This is a genomic window from Streptococcus sp. HMSC064D12, assembly GCF_001837205.1.
GTDB lineage: Bacteria > Bacillota > Bacilli > Lactobacillales > Streptococcaceae > Streptococcus > Streptococcus salivarius_D.
Genome location: NZ_KV831738.1, coordinates 56,089 through 74,123, shown reverse-complemented (window position 1 = coordinate 74,123; position 18,035 = coordinate 56,089). Strand labels below are relative to the sequence as shown.

The window sequence follows — 18,035 nt, the reverse complement described above, 5'->3', positions numbered from 1 at the left end:
AAAAAGGTGTTGAAATGCTAATGCACATTGGTATGGATACGGTTAGCCTTGACGGAAAAGGGTTTGAGGCTCATGTTGAACAAGGTGATAAAGTTGTTGTTGGTCAACAATTGATTAGCTTTGATATGGATGTTATCAAAGAAGCTGGTTTGGTCACTGAGACTCCAGTAATCATTACAAATCAAGATGATTTCCAAGCAGATGTTGAAGGGGATCTTCCACGTGATATCAAATGTGGTGAAGTTCTCATGATTGCTCATCGAACAAAATAAGCTAAGGGGTGGAAACGTTACGGTCCACCCTTTGATAAAAAAGAGGTTAAATAAATGGCATTAGATAAAACAAAGGTTGTATACCAAATTTATCCAAAATCATATAAGGACACGACAGGAAATGGAATCGGTGATTTCAGAGGGATCATTGAAAAGATTCCTTATCTAGCAGAGTTGGGCGTGGATATGGTTTGGCTCAATCCTTTCTATCCAAGCCCACAACGTGACAATGGTTACGATATTTCAGACTACACAGCCGTCAACCCTGTCTTTGGGGATATGGCTGACTTTGAAGAAATGGTCCGTGTCGGGAAAGAGCACAAGATTGATTTCATGCTAGACATGGTGCTTAACCATTGCTCAACGGAGCATGAGTGGTTCCAAAAGGCTCTTGCTGGAGACAAGTACTATCAAGATTTCTTCTTCATCCAGGACCAACCAACTGATTGGTTGTCTAAATTTGGTGGTTCTGCCTGGGCTCCTTTTGGAGATACAGGGAAATACTATCTTCACCTCTTTGATGAAACACAGGCAGACCTCAATTGGCGAAATCCCAATGTCCGCAAGGAGTTGTTCAAGGTGGTCAACTTCTGGCGTGACAAGGGAGTCAAAGGTTTCCGTTTCGATGTAATCAATTTGATTGGGAAAGATGAGGTCTTGGTAGATTGCCCTGAAAATGAAGGGAAACCAGCTTATACGGATAAACCAATTGTCCATGACTATCTTCGTATGATGAATGAAGCGACCTTTGGTTCTGATGATAGCTTTATGACAGTTGGAGAGATGTCATCGACAACCATTGACAACTGTGTTCTGTATTCAGCACCGGAGCGTCACGAGTTGTCTATGGCCTTTAACTTCCATCATCTTAAAGTCGACTATGAAGATGGTCAAAAATGGACCATTACTCCATTTGATTTTGAAGAGCTCAAGCGTCTCTATCATACTTGGGGCAAGGAAATGAGTGAACGTGGTGGTTGGAGAGCCCTTTTCTGGAATAACCATGACCAACCTCGTGCCTTGAATCGCTTTGTAGATATCAAGAACTTCCGTAATGAAGGAGCGACTATGCTCGCAGCTAGCATTCATTTGTCACGTGGGACACCTTATATCTACATGGGTGAAGAGATTGGCATGATTGATCCAGATTATGATTCTATGGCAGATTATGTGGATGTCGAATCCATCAATGCCTACCAGATGCTTTTGGATCAAGGTAAGTCTCCTGAGCAAGCCTTTAAGATTATCCAAGCTAAGTCACGTGATAATTCACGTACGCCAATGCAATGGGATGCTTCTGAAAATGCAGGTTTTTCAACAGGCACTCCATGGTTGAAAGCTGGTAAATCTTACAAAGACATCAACGTTGAAAATGAAATCGACGGACCAATCTTTAAATTCTATAAAGAATTGATTCGCTTGCGTAAAGAAATGCCTATCATTTCAGAAGGCAGCTATCAGCCAGCATTTGAAGATAGTCAACAAGTCTACGCCTTTGAACGTCATTTAGATGGTCAAAAACTCTTGGTACTCAATAATTTCTATGGAAGTGAAGCTGAAGTGGAGATTCCAGCAGAATACCAGTCAGGGGGCGTGCTCTTATCAAACTATGACGATGCAGAGCTTGCTGAAAAGGTAAGTCTTAAGCCTTATCAAACCCTAGCAATCTTAGTAAAATAAGCCAAACTTCCCTCAGTAAATGCTTTTGCTGGGGAATTTTGTTATAATGAAAGCACTTTTAATGTTGATGGAGGAAGTGTAATGACACGCTTACAAGATGATTTTTATGATTACGTCAATGGAAAATGGGCGGAGACCGCTGTAATTCCTGATGATAAGCCTTCAACCGGTGGTTTTATGGATTTGGACCAAGATATCGAAAACTTGATGTTGGATATCACTGGAAAATGGCAACGAGGTGAAGAATTGCCCGAAGACAGTATTCTCCAAAACTTTGTCAAATACCATAAGATGGTGGCAGATTTTGATGCAAGAGAAGCAGCTGGTGTAGCACCAGTCATGCCCTTGATCAATGAAATCAAGGCCTTGTCTTCTTTTGAAGACTATACCAGCAAGTTAGGCACCTATGAACTAGCTGGCAAACCAAATCTCTTGCCATTTAGCGTGTCACCAGACTTTATGAATGCCCAAATGAATGTCTTGTGGGGAGAAGCACCGGCTCTCATCTTGCCAGATACGACCTACTATGAAGAAGGTAACGAAAAAGGTCCAGAATTACTAGCTATCTGGCGCCAAATGATGGAAAAACTCTTGGCAAAATTTGATTTCTCAGAGGAAGAAATCAAAGATATCCTGGATAAGGTCATTGCAGGGGATGCAGAATTGGCCAAATATGTCTTGTCGAACGAAGAAAAATCAGAGTATAACAAACTCTACCATCCCTATGAGTGGGCGGATTTCAAGGCCTTGGTCCCAGAATTGCCACTCGATGCCTTCTTTACAGAAGTGATCGGACAAACTCCAGATAAAATCATCGTGCCAGAAGAGCGTTACTGGAAGGAATTCGCACCAACATTCTACTCAGCAGCCAACTGGGAGACCCTTCATGCTGCATTGAAACTCGGCGCAGCTCTTTCTTGGACTCTATTTTTGACTGAAGAAATCCGTGTCTTGGCTGGTGAATATAGTCGTACGATTGCAGGTGTTCCAGAACCTCGTTCCAAAGAAAAAGCAGCCTTGTCATTAGCAGAAGTACCATATAGCCAAGCGCTTGGACTCTGGTATGCGGGTGAAAAATTCTCACCAGAAGCGAAAGCAGACGTAGAGCATAAAGTAGCGACCATGATTGAAGTCTACAAGGATCGTCTGGAAAAAGCAGACTGGCTCGCTCCTGAGACTCGTGAAAAAGCCATTGTCAAACTTAATGTCATCACACCTCATATCGGTTACCCTGAAAAGTTACCAGAAACTTATGCCAAGAAGATTATCGACGAGAGCAAAACCTTGGTTGAAAATGCTCAAGCTCTCTACGAAATTTCAATTGCTCATAGCTGGAGTAAGTGGAACCAACCAGTTGATCGAAGTGAATGGCATATGCCAGCAAATATGGTCAATGCCTACTATGATCCGCAACAAAACCAAATTGTATTCCCAGCAGCAATTTTGCAGTCACCTTTCTATGATCTTCACCAATCGTCATCAGCTAACTACGGCGGAATCGGTGCAGTCATTGCCCATGAAATTTCACACGCCTTTGACACCAATGGAGCTTCCTTTGATGAGAATGGTAGCTTGAAGGACTGGTGGAAACCAGAAGATTACGAAGCCTTTACCGCTCGCACGCAAAAAGTCATCGATCAGTTTGAAGGCCAAGACTCTTATGGTGCTAAGATTAACGGGAAATTGACCGTCTCTGAAAACGTAGCGGATCTTGGAGGCATCGCTGCAGCCCTTGAAGCCGCTAAGAAAGAGGCAGATTTCTCCGCAGAAGAATTCTTCACCAACTTTGCTCGCATCTGGCGCATGAAAGCCCGGACAGAGTACATGCAACTCCTTGCAAGTGTCGATGTCCACGCACCAGGAAAACTCCGTACTAATGTTCAGCTACCAAACTTCGACGAATTCCACAAGGAATTTGACGTTAAAGAAGGCGACGGCATGTGGCGTGCCCCAGAAGATCGTGTGATTATTTGGTAATAATGATGAAATCTGTCCTAAAATGGATGGATTTCTTTATTTTTGTCGTTGTAAGGGTTTACAAAAATTGAATAAAGAGCTATAATAATATTGTTCAAAAGCTTGTGATTTTTTTAACAAGTGCTTAAAAGGAGTTTTATATGACTAAAGAAATTAAACAAACTAAAGATATTCAAACAGTAATTGATGAATTGGCAATAAAGGGGGTTGAAGCCCTCAATGAAATGGCTGACTTTACACAGGAGCAAGTGGACCACATTGTTCACCATGCAGCAATCGCAGCGCTTGATAAACACATGTATCTTGCAAAATTGGCTGTTGACGAAACAGGTCGTGGTATTTATGAAGACAAAGCTATAAAAAATATGTATGCTTCTGAATACATTTGGAATAGCATCAAAAATGACAAGACAGTCGGTGTTATTGCTGAAGATAAAGAGCAAGGTTTGGTCTCTATCGCTGAGCCGGTAGGTGTTATCTGTGGGGTAACTCCAACAACAAATCCAACATCTACTACTATTTTCAAAGCTTTGATTGCGTTGAAAACACGTAACTCAATTGTATTTGCCTTCCACCCATCAGCTCAAAAATCATCAGCAGAAGCTGCGCGCATTGTTCGTGATGCTGCTATTGAAGCTGGTGCACCTAAGAACTGTATTCAGTGGATTGAAGAGCCATCTATCGAAGCGACTGGTCTCTTGATGAACCATCCTAAGATTGCCACAGTACTTGCGACTGGTGGACCTGGTATGGTTAAAGCAGCTTACTCAACTGGTAAACCAGCACTTGGTGTAGGAGCTGGGAATGTACCTGCCTATATTGCGGCAGATGCTAAAGTTAAACGTGCTGTCAACGATATCATTCTTTCAAAGAGTTTTGACAATGGTATGATTTGTGCTTCTGAACAAGCAGCTATCGTTGATGCAGCTATTTATGACGAAGTTAAGGCTGAATTTGAAGCACATCAATGTGTCATCATTTCTAAAAAAGCCGACATTGCTAAATTGGAAAAAGTCGTTCTTAATGAAGCGCGTACAGCTGTAAATGGTGCCATTGTAGGTCACTCAGCTATTGAAATCGCTGAAAAAGCTGGTCTTAAAGTTCCTGCAGGTACAAAATTGCTTTTGGCAGAAATTCCAGATGCAACAATGGAACACCCACTTGCCTTGGAAAAATTGTCTCCAGTACTTGCCCTTATCAAATCTGATGGCGTTGAAGATGGATTCAAAAAAGCAGAAGGTATGCTCAATTTGGGTGGTCTCGGACACACAGCTGTTATCCACACTGAAAATGAAGAGCTCCAACTCCAATATGGTATTCGCATGAAAGCCTGCCGTGTCTTGGTAAATAGCCCATCAGCTGAAGGTGGTATCGGTAATATCTACAATAACATGATCCCATCATTGACTCTTGGTTGTGGCTCATACGGACACAACTCAATCTCTCACAATGTTAGTTCATTTGACCTTCTTAACGTAAAAACATTGTCAAAGCGTCGCAATAATATGCAATGGTTTCGCGTCCCACCAAAAATCTTCTTTGAAAAAGACTCAATAACATATCTGCGTCATATCAAAGCTAAGCGTGTAATGTTGGTCTGTGATCCAGGTATGGTTCAGTTTGGCTACGCTGCCTTGGTTAAACGCCAATTGGAACTCAACCGTCACGATCCAATGATTGAAGTTTTCTCAGATGTTGAGCCTAACCCATCTACGAATACGGTTTATAAAGGCTTGGAACGCTTTGTAGACTTCCAACCAGATGTCATTATTGCCCTTGGTGGTGGTTCTGCAATGGATGCGGCTAAGGCTATGTGGATGTTCTTTGAACACCCAGATGTAAGCTTTTTCGGTGCTAAACAAAAATTCTTAGATATTCGTAAACGTACCTATAAGATTCCATATGCTGAAAAGACCACATTTATCTGTATCCCTACAACTTCAGGTACGGGTTCAGAAGTAACGTCATTTGCGGTTATCACTGATAGTGAAACTCATATCAAGTATCCATTGGCAGATTACGCTTTGACTCCGGATATTGCTATCGTCGACCCTGCTTTGGTTATGAGTGTACCTGCCAGCGTTACGGCAGATACAGGTATGGACGTTTTGACTCACGCTATTGAATCTTATGTATCAGTCATGGCTAGCGACTATACACGCGGACTTTCACTTCAAGCGATTAAACTTGTTTTTGAAAATCTTGAACATTCTTACCGTTTTGGTGATGAAGAATCACGTGAAAAAATGCATAATGCGTCAACAATGGCTGGTATGGCCTTTGCCAATGCCTTCCTTGGTATTAGTCACTCATTAGCACATAAGATTGGTCCAATGTACAATATTCCACACGGACGTACCAATGCAATTCTTCTACCTCACGTTATCCGCTACAATGGTCGTGATCCTCAAAAACACGCCATGTTCCCTAAATATGACTACTTCCGTGCAGACAAGGATTATGCTGATATTGCTCGTTTCATGGGATGGGGTACTGACAAACAATCAGATGCTGAATTGGTTGAACTTTTGGCACAAAAAGTATATGAATTAGGTATTGCCGTTGGTATTGACATGAACTGGAAGGGACAAGGTGTCACTAAGAAACTTCTTCAAGACACTGCCTATACTTTGGCCGAACATGCTTATGAAGACCAATGTACAACAGCTAATCCGAAAGAACCGCTTATTTCAGAATTGAAAGAAATTATCGAAATTGCCTTTGATTATAAAGGGTAAGTGATAGACTAAAGTAGCTCTATAAGGGCTACTTTTTTTGCCAGGAATCTTCTATAATTAGAGTGTTTATCCAAATTAAAAATAAAGGACTTTCTTGAATAAGATAGAAAAACGCTTTAAGAATTGTTATAATAACCTTACAGCAAGATAAGGAGATTCCTATGACAAAAGAAGAAGGGCTTAGCTTGGGTGAAACAGCACACCCTCTTAAGCCTCATAAAATGGGACCATCGGGGGCTCTCATGGAAGGGAATAGAGCGACTAATAAGTTTAAAGAGTTTAATGCTGATAGGATGGTGAGTGTTCAATTCAATCCTAGTCAACAAGTAAAAGAATCAAAGGAGCCAGTAACCTCAAAGAATATTGTGGGGATGGTATCAGGTGTGATTGCAGCGATACTCACCATACTTTTGATCGTTTGTCTCGTGATGGGATACCGTTATCGAGCCGCAAGCATTGAGGGCAATTGGACAAGCCCAACCTTTAGTGAGAAAATGTTAGCCACTCTGAAAGATACTGCTAATACTAAGAATAAAGTTAGTAATGCTTTACCACAAGGTCAAAATCTTATCACCGATATCAATACAGCAATGAGTATTACTGACAATAAGGCTCACTTAAAAGTGAGCTTTGTTTACAATCGTAAAGGTCTTTATCAGGCTTACCAGAGTAGAGTTACTGAATTGAAAGGTCAGTACGGTGAGGAGTTCTCGGAGGTTTTTGATAGTTATTCATTGTCAGAAAAAGACTACTATAAACAGTTTGATGAGACAGTGAAGAAAGAACTTCCAAAGAGCTATACCTACGATGCCAAAACCGGTCGTGTCACAACAACTGCTTTTACGGGAGATATTAACCGTTGGGAGCAAACAATCACTGTGGATAAGGCTGGAGATTCAGATGCTTTTAAAAAAGGTGATGTCTTAGATTATACGCCTAACAATGAAGGCTTTACTATCAAGGCACACAGTGAATTCGGTGACATTAGTTTTACAAAAAATAAATAAAAAAGGAAATTAAAGGGGAATATAAATGACAAGAGCAGAATGGTTGGACTATTTTGAGACGGTAAACGGACGTAAGCCGAGTGTTCAGGAAATGGCGGATGCTTTGAAAGCTGGAGAGTTTGTTAATGAAGCACCAGCTAAAGCTGAAGATACAGCTACTACTGAACCTATTAAGGTTGAGGCAGAAATCGTCGAGACAAGCACTAGTCCTCTACCAACAGAAACGGCACCAGCGGTAACAACAACAGCACCTTCTATGGTTGCTTTTCCAGAAGGACAAGCAGCTATGGCAAATTTGGCTCCTAAAAAACCAATGGATCCCAAAAAGAAAAAACGCATCCTAGTCTCAGTTTTGTCAGCGGTAGTCCTCGTCTTCTTATGTATCGGTGGCTTTATGACTTACCGTTATGTGACAGGTAATATTGATGGCAAATGGTACAGTAGTTCTCTAGGTAGAGAGTATAGTTCAAGCATGTCTGAAAGTTTGACAGACTTGGATAGTAAGGAGCTTGAAAAGTACTTTACAGATACTGCTGTAACCATGAAGGTAAAAGGTAGTAATGCGAAGGTGACTGCTGGCTATACTTTTGACAAGAAAACTTACATCAAGGATTATCGTGAGAGGGTTCAGAAGTCCTTCTCAGCCTTTGGAGATTTATTTAAAGCCTTCTATGGAGATTCCTTTGAAAACTATTATAGTGAGGAAACTATAGAAAAAGAACTTGATGAAGCTCTTGAAAAAGCTGCAAAAGACAGCGGTCAAAAGTATGATTCGAAGACAGGCGAAACAACGACAACCCTTTTCAAAGGGAAGGTTAGTCGCTTGGGACATAAGATGACTGTTACTTCTGTCAACAAAGACGTTGATATTGATGGTCTCAATGTGAAAAAAGGCCAAGAGCTAAAAGTGACTAAAAAAGATAAGAAAGTAACGCTTAGTGGTGATGGCAAATCAAAAGATATTACTTTCTCAACTAAGAATGACACCAAAGATAAATTTTAAGATGACATCCGGAATAGCTATTCCGGATTTTTTCATGTCTTTGAGAGGAGAAAATAGGGTGATATCCGAATGATTTTCTCACAAGTCACAATACGTGTAGAAATATTCTGACAATTATGCTACAATAGAGCCACAGACTATCTAAAAAGAGGATTTACCATGACACTTGTATACCAATCAACACGTGACGAAAATAATAAAGTAACAGCTAGTCAAGCTATTCTTCAAGGTTTGGCAACAGATGGTGGCTTGTTCACACCGTTGTCAACGCCTGAGGTTGCTTTGGACTTTGATCAATTGAAAGACGCTTCTTATCAAGAAGTTGCTAAATTGGTCTTGTCAGCTTTCTTGGATGATTTTACTGAAGAGGAATTGGATTACTGTATCACAAATGCTTATGATGACAAGTTTGATACAGCTGCCATTGCACCAGTAGTTAAACTTAAGAACCACTACAACCTTGAACTTTTCCATGGTTCTACTATCGCTTTCAAAGATATGGCCCTTTCAATCTTGCCATACTTGCTAACAACATCAGCTAAAAAGCAAGGTGTTGATAATAAGATTGTCATCTTGACAGCGACATCAGGTGACACTGGTAAGGCTGCCATGGCTGGTTTTGCAGATGTTCCTGGAACTGAAATCATTGTCTTTTATCCAAAAGACGGTGTTTCAAAAATCCAAGAATTGCAAATGACCACTCAAACAGGAGCTAATACTCACGTTATTGCCATTGATGGTAACTTTGATGATGCTCAAACAGATGTGAAACGTATGTTTAATGATGTTGATTTGCGTGAGAAATTGTTGGCTCATCATACGCAATTCTCATCAGCTAACTCAATGAACGTTGGTCGTTTGGTACCGCAAGTGGTTTACTATGTATATGCCTATGCACAGTTGGTTAAGGCAGGTCATATCCAAAACGGAGATAAGGTGAACTTCACAGTACCAACAGGAAACTTTGGTAATATCTTGGCGGCTTATTATGCACGTCAGATTGGTGTTCCAGTTGGCAAATTAATCTGTGCTTCTAATGAAAATAACGTCCTTACAGACTTCTTCGCAACAGGTACTTATGACAAGAAACGTGACTTCAAGGTAACAACAAGCCCTTCTATGGATATCTTGGTATCTTCTAACTTGGAACGCTTGATTTTCCACCTTCTTGGTAATGATGCTACTAAGACTAAAGAGCTTATGGATGCACTTGTGACTAAGGGTGAGTATACTTTGGCTGATGCAGATAAAGATATTCTTGATTTGTTTGCAGCAGGTTTTGCAACTGAGGATGAAACAGCTGCTGAAATCAAGCGTGTCTATGATGAAGACAAGTATATCGAAGATCCTCATACAGCAGTTGCCTCAGCTGTTTACGAAGCATATGTTCAAAAGACAGATGACTACACACCAACAGTTATCGCTTCAACAGCTAGCCCATACAAATTCCCACGTGTGGCTGTTTCAGCTGTCACTGGTAAAGATAGTGGGGATGATTTCAAAGCAGTAGAAGATTTGCACCAACTTTCAGGTGTAGCTATCCCAGCTGCTGTAGATGGACTTGAACATGCAGAAGTTCGCCATAAAACAGTTGTTGCGGCAGCTGATATGCAAAAAGCAGTTGAAAGCTATCTTGGTGTATAAGAATAAAAAAATAGGAGCTGAGAAATCAGCCCTATTTTTATCAATATAGAAAAGAATATTATGACAGAAACAAAGAAAATTCTAAACATAGCCTTGCCTGCTATGGCCGAAAACCTTCTACAAATGTTGATGGGGGTTGTCGATTCTTACCTAGTGGCTCAGGTGGGTATTATCGCTATATCGGGGGTTTCCGTAGCCAATAATATCATTACGATTTACCAAGCTATCTTCATTGCTCTAGGAGCCTCAAGTGCCAGTGTCATTGCTAGAAGTCTAGGAAAAGGTGATGAAAAAGCGACTAACCGAGACACTTGGGATGCTATTATTATTACCCTTGCTCTTAGTCTCATCCTTGGTCTACTTTCCATTTTTGGTGGTGGGGCCATTCTTAATCTTTTAGGTACTGAGCAATCTGTGACTCAGGCTGGTAGTCTCTACCTTGCTCTTGTCGGTGGAGGAGTGGTCTTCTTAGCCTTGATGACTACTTTTGGTAACATCCTACGAGCCAAGGGACGACCTCGTATTTCCATGGTTGTCAGTCTTTTGACCAATGTTCTTAATGCTATTTTATCTTCTTTAGCCATCTTTGTGGGACATTGGGGGATTATTGGGGTCGCAACAGCTACGGTTTTCTCTCGTCTGGTTGGGACAGTGATACTCTGGCAAGCGATGAAACTGGATGTGAAGCAGCTTGAAATTACAAAACCTTTTAATAGAGAGTTGTTGGGGATTGCCCTGCCAGCAGCAGGTGAACGACTGATGATGCGTGCTGGAGATGTGGTCATCGTGGCTATTATTGTTACCTTTGGTACAGCCGTTGTCGGTGGTAACGCCATTGGTGAAAACCTCACCCAGTTTAACTATATGCCTGGTATGGGAGTCGCAACGGCTACGGTTATCTTGGTTGCCAATAGTCTGGGTCGAGGGGATAAGACGCAGATGAAGCGTATTATACGAGAGTCTTATTGGATTTCCATCTTCTTGATGGTTCTGGTTTCAGGGAGTATCTTGCTCTTTGGCCAAGGATTATCGGGTCTCTTTACAGATAATAAAGCAGCTATTGCGGCTAGTCAGGTAGTTATTCTTTATTCTTTCCTTGGGAATCCTGTGACTTCGGGGACTCTAGTCTACACAGCAGTTTGGCAAGGTCTGGGTAAGGCTAAGATGCCTTTCTATGCGACGACTATTGGGATGTGGATTATCCGAATTTTCTCAGGATACTTCCTTGGGGTGAGTCTAGGACTGGGTCTTGCCGGAGTCTGGATTGCAACCGTTGTTGATAATGTATGGCGTGCGATCTTCCTCTACGTGATGTACCGTCGTTATCTCGTAAAGAGAAAGTTTTAAGGATAAATACTGAGGAGATACTCTTATTCAAAGGGTATCTTCTTCTTATTTTTTACAAGTAGGCTCGAATATGGTAAAATAAGCTGATAAAAACTTTTTGAGGTAGTAATTATGACTGTAAAAATCAATACAAAAGATGGTCAAATCGAATTGTCAGATGATGTCATCGCAACAGTAGTTGGCGGTTCAGCAACAGAAATTTTTGGCGTTGTCGGTATGGCAAGTAAGAGTGCTATCCGAGATAATTTTCAAGCACTTCTTGGAAAAGAAAACTACGCAAAAGGAGTTGTCGTGAAATCTACTGATGCAGGTATCACTGTTGATGTCTACACTGTTATGAGTTACGGTGTTAAGATTAGTGAGGTTTCAAAAAATATTCAAGAACGTGTGAAATTTAATCTTGAGAATCAACTCGGTATCAAGGCTGAAACAGTAAATGTTTACGTTCAAAATATTAAAGTCGTAGGAGAAAACTAGTGTCTAAAATTACAACAAGCTTGCTTCAGGAGATGGTCCAAGCGGCAGCAACACGTCTAGGTAAGCAAGCAGAATATGTGAATTCACTCAATGTCTTCCCAGTACCAGATGGAGATACTGGAACAAACATGGGAATGACTATGGATAACGGAGCTAAAGCTGTCGCAGATCAATCAGCTTCAACAGTTGGTGAAGTTGGTCAGATTTTGTCTAAAGGTCTTTTGATGGGTGCCCGTGGTAACTCAGGTGTTATCACCTCACAATTGTTCCGTGGATTTGGTCAAAGTATCAAGGACAAAACGGAACTTGACGGCCAAGATCTAGCTCATGCCTTCCAAGCAGGGGTTGAAGTTGCTTATAAAGCTGTTATGAAACCTGTTGAAGGAACAATCCTTACAGTATCACGTGGTGCAGCTTCAGCAGCGATTAAGAAAGCTGAATCTACAAATGATGCTGTTGAGGTTATGCGTGCAGCTCTCGATGGAGCTAAGGCTGCCTTGGCTAAGACACCAGAGATGCTTCCAGTTTTGAAAGAAGTTGGTGTGGTAGACTCAGGTGGTCAAGGTTTGGTCTTCATTTATGAAGGTTTCTTGTCAGCCCTCACAGGTGAGTATATCGCTTCAGAGGACTTCCAAGCGACACCTGCTACGATGACAGAGATGATCAATGCAGAACATCATAAGTCAGTTGCTGGTCATGTTGCAACAGAAGACATTACTTTTGGTTACTGTACGGAAATCATGATTGGTCTCAAACAAGGTCCAACTTATGTGAAGGACTTTGACTATGAAGAGTTCCAAAATTACTTGAGCAACCTTGGGGATTCTCTCCTTGTTGTTAATGACGATGAAATTGTCAAAGTTCACGTCCACACTGAGGATCCAGGTCTTGTCATGCAAGAAGGTCTTAAATATGGGGCTCTTGTCAAAGTTAAGGTTGACAACATGCGTAACCAACACGATGCACAAGTTCAAAAAGAAGAAGCTATCCAAGCTGCACCTTCTGCTCCTAAAGACTTTGCTCTTATTGCAGTTGTTGCTGGAGATGGGCTTGCAGATATCTTCAAATCACAAGGTGTTGACTATGTGATTTCAGGTGGTCAAACAATGAACCCATCAACAGAAGATATTGTTAAGGCTATTGAGCAGGTTAATGCTAAGAATGTTATCATCTTGCCAAACAATAAAAACATCTTTATGGCAGCACAATCAGCTGCTGAAGTAGTAGATGTCAATGCGGCAGTTGTTGAAACGCGTACAGTACCACAAGGCTTTACAAGCTTGCTTGCTTTTGATCCTAGCCAAAGTATCGAAGCGAATGTTGAAGCTATGACAGCTAGTCTTTCAGATGTAACAAGTGGTAGCGTGACCTTGGCGGTACGTGACACAACTATTGACGGACTTGAGATTCATGAAAATGATATCCTTGGTATGGTTGATGGTAAGATCCTTGTGTCTACACCAGATATGGATCAAGCCCTTCTTGACACTTTTGACAAGATGATTGACGAAGACAGTGAAATTGTTATGATTTATGTCGGCGAAGAAGGTAATCAAGAACAAGCTCAAGCACTTGCGGAAAAATTGGAAGAGGCTCACGAAGGTATCGAAGTTGAAATCTTCCAAGGAGACCAACCAGTTTATCCATACCTCTTTAGTGTTGAATAATATTGAAATAATCATTTAGGAAGTCTTAGAGCTTCCTTTTTGTTTTGTCAGTTTTGATACGGCTGGGACATCTTTTCGAAATTACAGAAATATTCTGAAAATTCCTTGACATTACTTTCCAAAGTGGTAACATATGTTGTAAGAAATTTTATAGATTGAAGGTAACATCATGAGAAGTGATATGATCAAAGTTGGTGTTGATAAGGCACCAGCACGCGGACTTTTGTATGCGACTGGGCAAGTTAAATCTGCCAAGGATATGCAAAAGCCCTTCATTGCTATTTGTAACTCTTATATTGATATTGTTCCAGGGCATGTTCACTTGCGTGAATTAGCAGATATTGCCAAGGAAGCCATCCGTGAGGCTGGCGGTATTCCTTTTGAGTTTAATACCATTGGTGTGGACGATGGGATTGCCATGGGGCATATTGGGATGCGTTACAGTCTTCCATCTCGTGAATTGATTGCCGATTCTGCAGAAACAGTTATTAATGCTCACTGGTTTGACGGGGTTTTCTATATTCCTAACTGTGATAAGATTACGCCAGGGATGATTTTGGCAGCCATGCGTACTAATGTGCCAGCAGTATTTTGTTCTGGTGGCCCTATGAAGGGTGGCGTTGATATGACTGGTCATCAAGCGACGCTATCAAGTTTGTTTGAAGCTGTAGGTACCTATCAGGCTGGAGATATGAGCAAGGAAGAGCTCGATTATTTGGAGAAAAATGCTTGTCCAACTTGTGGTTCATGTTCAGGGATGTTTACCGCTAACTCAATGAACTGTTTGATGGAAGTTTTGGGTCTTGCCCTTCCAGGTAACGGGACTATCTTAGCTGTTTCAGATGAACGTCGTGAATTGGTTCGTCAAGCAGCCACAAAATTGATGGATAACATCAAAAATAATGTTCGCCCACGTGATATTGTGACCAAAGAAGCTATCGATGATGCGTTTGCTCTTGATATGGCCATGGGTGGTTCAACCAATACTGTCCTTCATACCCTTGCTATTGCGCGTGAGGCTGGTATTGACTATGACCTTAAGGACATTAACGAAATTGCCAAGAAGACACCTTATCTCTCTAAAATTGCCCCTTCAAGTGTTTACACCATGCATGATGTGCATGAAGCTGGTGGTGTTCCAGCCATTATCAATCAGTTGATTAAAAAGGGAGCCATTAAGGGTGATCGTATTACAGTTACTGGTAAAACCTTGAAAGAAAATGTAGCTGGTGCTGAAATCAAAAATGAAGAAATTATCCATCCGATTGAGCATCCTATTTCACCAGTTGGTGGTTTGTCTATTCTTTACGGAAATATTGCTCAGGATGGAGCTGTTATCAAGGTTGGTGGTGTAGATCCATCTGTTAAAACTTTCCGCGGTAAAGCTATTTGTTGTGATTCACAAGATCAAGCCCTTGAGTTGATTGACAATGGAACAGTTAAGAAGGGACATGTCGTTGTCATTCGATACGAAGGTCCTCAGGGTGGTCCTGGTATGCCAGAAATGTTGGCACCAACTTCTAAGATTGTCGGACGCGGTCTTGGTAAGGATGTGGCACTGATTACGGATGGCCGTTTCTCAGGAGCTACTCGTGGTATTGCTATTGGTCACGTTTCTCCAGAAGCAGCAGAAGGTGGTAATATCGCCCTAATCGAAGATGGCGATGAAATCGTGATTGATCTTCCAAACCGTACTCTTGATCTGCTTGTCGATGATGTAACCCTTGAAGAACGTCGCAAACATTTGAAACCTTTCAAATCAAAAATTTCAAGTGGTTGGTTGCGTCGCTATACAGCCTTTGCTAAATCAGCCAATGTCGGCGGAACTTTGATGAGTGACGAAGAATTCGAAGAACGTAAAGCAGAACGTCAAGCACAAGAAAAAAACTAAGAACATTCTTTCCGAAGAGTTTGTGATATTTTTCTCTGAAACCCTTGCAAATTTGGTTAAAAATGTTATCATAGTATACAAGGTTTTGAATTTTTAGACAATTCGAAAAAAACAACTACTAAAGGAGGTCCATGTGAAGAAAATTGAACTTGAAGAAGCACGCTCTGGTGCTGATTTGATTCTTGATACACTTCTTGAACTTGGGATTTCAACTATCTTTGGATATCCTGGCGGAGCGGTTCTTCCTTTGTATGATGCTATTTACAAAAATGACAAGATTAATCATATCTTATCTCGTCATGAGCAAGGAAGTCTGCACGAAGCTGAAGGTTATGCCAAATCAACTGGTAAACTCGGTGTTGCTCTTGTAACGAGTGGTCCTGGTGCCACTAACGCTATTACAGGGATTTCAGATGCTATGAGTGATAGCGTACCTCTCCTAGTCTTTACTGGTCAGGTCGCAACATCAGGTATTGGTAAGGATGCCTTCCAAGAGGCTGACATTGTCGGAATTACCATGCCGATTACAAAATACAATTATCAGATTCGCGATACAGCTGATATTCCTCGTATTATTAGGGAAGCGGTTCATATTGCAACAACTGGTCGTCCTGGTCCAGTTGTTATCGACCTCCCTAAAGATGTCGTAGCTAAGGAAACAGCCTTCATCAACAATCCTGAAATTAATCTTCCAAGTTACCAACCGACGCTAAGACCAAACGAAATGCAAATCAAGAAAATCTTGAAGCAGTTGGGTAAAGCTAAGAAGCCGGTTATTGTAGCTGGAGGTGGGGTGTCTTATTCTGAATCTGCTAAGGAGCTAGTTGCTTTTGCAGAACGCTACCAAATCCCAGTTGTCACAAGTCTTCTAGGACAAGGGACAATTGCTACTAGCCACCCCCTTTTCTTGGGTATGGGTGGTATGCACGGTTCATATGCGGCTAACATTGCTATGACCGATGCTGACTTTATGATTGCCATTGGTTGTCGTTTTGATGACCGTTTGACAGGTAATCCTAAAACATTTGCTAAGAATGCTAAGGTTGTCCATATTGATATAGATCCAGCTGAGATTGGTAAAATTATTGCAGTGGACCTTCCAGTTGTTGGTGATGCCAAGCAAGCTCTTGAAATGCTCTTAGCAGAACCAGTGGTTCAGAATAACACTGAAAAATGGATTGAAAAAGTCACAAAAGACAAAGAGCGTGTACGTTCTTACGATAAGAAAGAACGTATGGTACAGCCTCAGGCAGTTATCGAGCGTATCGGTGAATTGACTAAGGGTGATGCTGTTGTTGTTACTGACGTTGGTCAACATCAAATGTGGACAGCTCAGTATTATCCATACCAAAATGAGCGTCAACTGGTGACCTCAGGTGGTCTTGGAACAATGGGATTTGGTGTCCCAGCAGCAATTGGTGCCAAAATTGCTAATCCTGATAAAGAAGTTATCCTCTTTGTTGGTGATGGTGGTTTCCAAATGACGAACCAAGAATTGGCTATCTTAAATATTTACAAGGTGCCAATCAAGGTTGTTATGTTGAACAACCACTCACTTGGTATGGTACGTCAATGGCAAGAGTCCTTCTACGAAGGGCGTACATCAGAGTCAGTCTTTGATACCCTCCCAGATTTCCAATTGATGGCTCAAGCTTACGGCATTAAGTCCTACAAGTTTGATAATCCAGAGACAATTGATCAGGATTTGGAAGTTATCAAGGAAGACGTACCAATGTTCATCGAGGTGGATATCTCTCGTAAAGAGCATGTCTTGCCAATCGTTCCGGCTGGTAAGAGTAATCACGAAATGTTGGGGGTGAAGTTCAATGCGTAGAATGTTAACAGCTAAACTTCAGAACCGTTCGGGTGTCCTTAACCGCTTCACAGGTGTTCTTTCACGACGTCAAGTTAATATTGAAAGTATCTCTGTAGGGGCTTCTGAGGATCCTAACGTTTCACGTATTACGATTATTATTGATGTGAATTCTCAAAATGAAGTGGAACAAATCATCAAACAGCTTAATCGTCAGATTGATGTGATCCGTATCCGTGATATCACGGATCAGCCACACTTGGAACGTGAAGTTATCCTAGTTAAGGTATCAGCACCAACCTCTAAGCGTGCTGAAATCTTGGCGATTATTCAACCTTTCCGTGCTTCGGTGGTTGATGTGGCACCAAGCTCTATCACTATCCAGATGACTGGTGATGCTGAAAAGAGCGAGGCGCTTCTACGAGTTATTCGTCCTTACGGAATCAAGAATATCGCTCGTACGGGTGCTACTGGATTTACCCGTGATTAAAAAATCCAACCTAAATTTGTTAACCCAGC

13 protein-coding genes are annotated in these 18,035 nt (G+C 41.4%); all 13 read left to right on the top strand.

What is annotated here, in order from left to right; all coding sequences use genetic code 11:
* Positions 1-272 (top strand): PTS sugar transporter subunit IIA (locus tag HMPREF2697_RS04705; protein ID WP_083319678.1); only part of this gene is annotated, 272 nt, incomplete at its 5' end.
* Positions 273-326: 54 nt separating this feature from the next.
* A complete protein-coding gene (gene treC / locus HMPREF2697_RS04700; protein ID WP_070849797.1) occupies positions 327-1,952 on the top strand; it encodes an alpha,alpha-phosphotrehalase in 1,626 nt (541 codons plus the stop codon).
* A gap of 81 nt (positions 1,953-2,033) precedes the next feature.
* Positions 2,034-3,929, top strand: coding sequence for a M13 family metallopeptidase (locus HMPREF2697_RS04695; protein WP_013991278.1), 1,896 nt, complete (start codon positions 2,034-2,036; stop codon positions 3,927-3,929).
* A gap of 140 nt (positions 3,930-4,069) precedes the next feature.
* Positions 4,070-6,667 (top strand): bifunctional acetaldehyde-CoA/alcohol dehydrogenase, encoded by a 2,598-nt coding sequence (gene adhE / locus HMPREF2697_RS04690; RefSeq protein ID WP_002887036.1) that lies wholly within the window; start codon positions 4,070-4,072, stop codon positions 6,665-6,667.
* 161 nt (positions 6,668-6,828) lie between these two features.
* Positions 6,829-7,674 (top strand): hypothetical protein, encoded by an 846-nt coding sequence (locus tag HMPREF2697_RS04685; protein WP_070849795.1) that lies wholly within the window; start codon positions 6,829-6,831, stop codon positions 7,672-7,674.
* Positions 7,675-7,699: 25 nt separating this feature from the next.
* The gene (locus tag HMPREF2697_RS04680) at positions 7,700-8,677 is read left to right on the top strand and encodes a hypothetical protein (RefSeq protein WP_014632533.1); all 978 of its coding nucleotides are present in this window, start codon (positions 7,700-7,702) and stop codon (positions 8,675-8,677) included.
* A gap of 159 nt (positions 8,678-8,836) precedes the next feature.
* Positions 8,837-10,321: a threonine synthase gene (gene thrC, locus HMPREF2697_RS04675; protein ID WP_013991276.1), complete on the top strand. Its 1,485-nt coding sequence runs from the start codon at positions 8,837-8,839 to the stop codon at positions 10,319-10,321.
* 60 nt (positions 10,322-10,381) lie between these two features.
* Positions 10,382-11,668: an MATE family efflux transporter gene (locus HMPREF2697_RS04670; protein ID WP_070849792.1), complete on the top strand. Its 1,287-nt coding sequence runs from the start codon at positions 10,382-10,384 to the stop codon at positions 11,666-11,668.
* 111 nt (positions 11,669-11,779) lie between these two features.
* Entirely contained in the window at positions 11,780-12,145 is a 366-nt protein-coding gene (locus HMPREF2697_RS04665; RefSeq protein ID WP_002885694.1) for an Asp23/Gls24 family envelope stress response protein, read from the top strand.
* Positions 12,145-13,812: a DAK2 domain-containing protein gene (locus HMPREF2697_RS04660; protein ID WP_014632536.1), complete on the top strand. Its 1,668-nt coding sequence runs from the start codon at positions 12,145-12,147 to the stop codon at positions 13,810-13,812. The genes HMPREF2697_RS04665 and HMPREF2697_RS04660 overlap by 1 nt, the downstream gene beginning before the upstream one ends.
* Positions 13,813-13,981: 169 nt before the next feature.
* Positions 13,982-15,703, top strand: coding sequence for a dihydroxy-acid dehydratase (ilvD, locus tag HMPREF2697_RS04655; protein ID WP_002887027.1), 1,722 nt, complete (start codon positions 13,982-13,984; stop codon positions 15,701-15,703).
* A gap of 133 nt (positions 15,704-15,836) precedes the next feature.
* Positions 15,837-17,537, top strand: a complete 1,701-nt coding sequence (locus HMPREF2697_RS04650) for an acetolactate synthase large subunit (protein ID WP_070849790.1) — start codon at positions 15,837-15,839, stop codon at positions 17,535-17,537.
* Positions 17,530-18,006, top strand: a complete 477-nt coding sequence (ilvN, locus tag HMPREF2697_RS04645) for an acetolactate synthase small subunit (protein ID WP_002887025.1) — start codon at positions 17,530-17,532, stop codon at positions 18,004-18,006. The genes HMPREF2697_RS04650 and ilvN overlap by 8 nt, the downstream gene beginning before the upstream one ends.
* The last annotated feature ends 29 nt before the right edge of the window (positions 18,007-18,035 follow it).

Coding starts and splice junctions, on each gene's coding strand:
- treC (WP_070849797.1), top strand. CDS start 327: ATGGCATTAGATAAAACAAAGGTTGTATACCAAATTTATCCAAAATCA.
- HMPREF2697_RS04695 (WP_013991278.1), top strand. CDS start 2,034: ATGACACGCTTACAAGATGATTTTTATGATTACGTCAATGGAAAATGG.
- adhE (WP_002887036.1), top strand. CDS start 4,070: ATGACTAAAGAAATTAAACAAACTAAAGATATTCAAACAGTAATTGAT.
- HMPREF2697_RS04685 (WP_070849795.1), top strand. CDS start 6,829: ATGACAAAAGAAGAAGGGCTTAGCTTGGGTGAAACAGCACACCCTCTT.
- HMPREF2697_RS04680 (WP_014632533.1), top strand. CDS start 7,700: ATGACAAGAGCAGAATGGTTGGACTATTTTGAGACGGTAAACGGACGT.
- thrC (WP_013991276.1), top strand. CDS start 8,837: ATGACACTTGTATACCAATCAACACGTGACGAAAATAATAAAGTAACA.
- HMPREF2697_RS04670 (WP_070849792.1), top strand. CDS start 10,382: ATGACAGAAACAAAGAAAATTCTAAACATAGCCTTGCCTGCTATGGCC.
- HMPREF2697_RS04665 (WP_002885694.1), top strand. CDS start 11,780: ATGACTGTAAAAATCAATACAAAAGATGGTCAAATCGAATTGTCAGAT.
- ilvD (WP_002887027.1), top strand. CDS start 13,982: ATGAGAAGTGATATGATCAAAGTTGGTGTTGATAAGGCACCAGCACGC.
- ilvN (WP_002887025.1), top strand. CDS start 17,530: ATGCGTAGAATGTTAACAGCTAAACTTCAGAACCGTTCGGGTGTCCTT.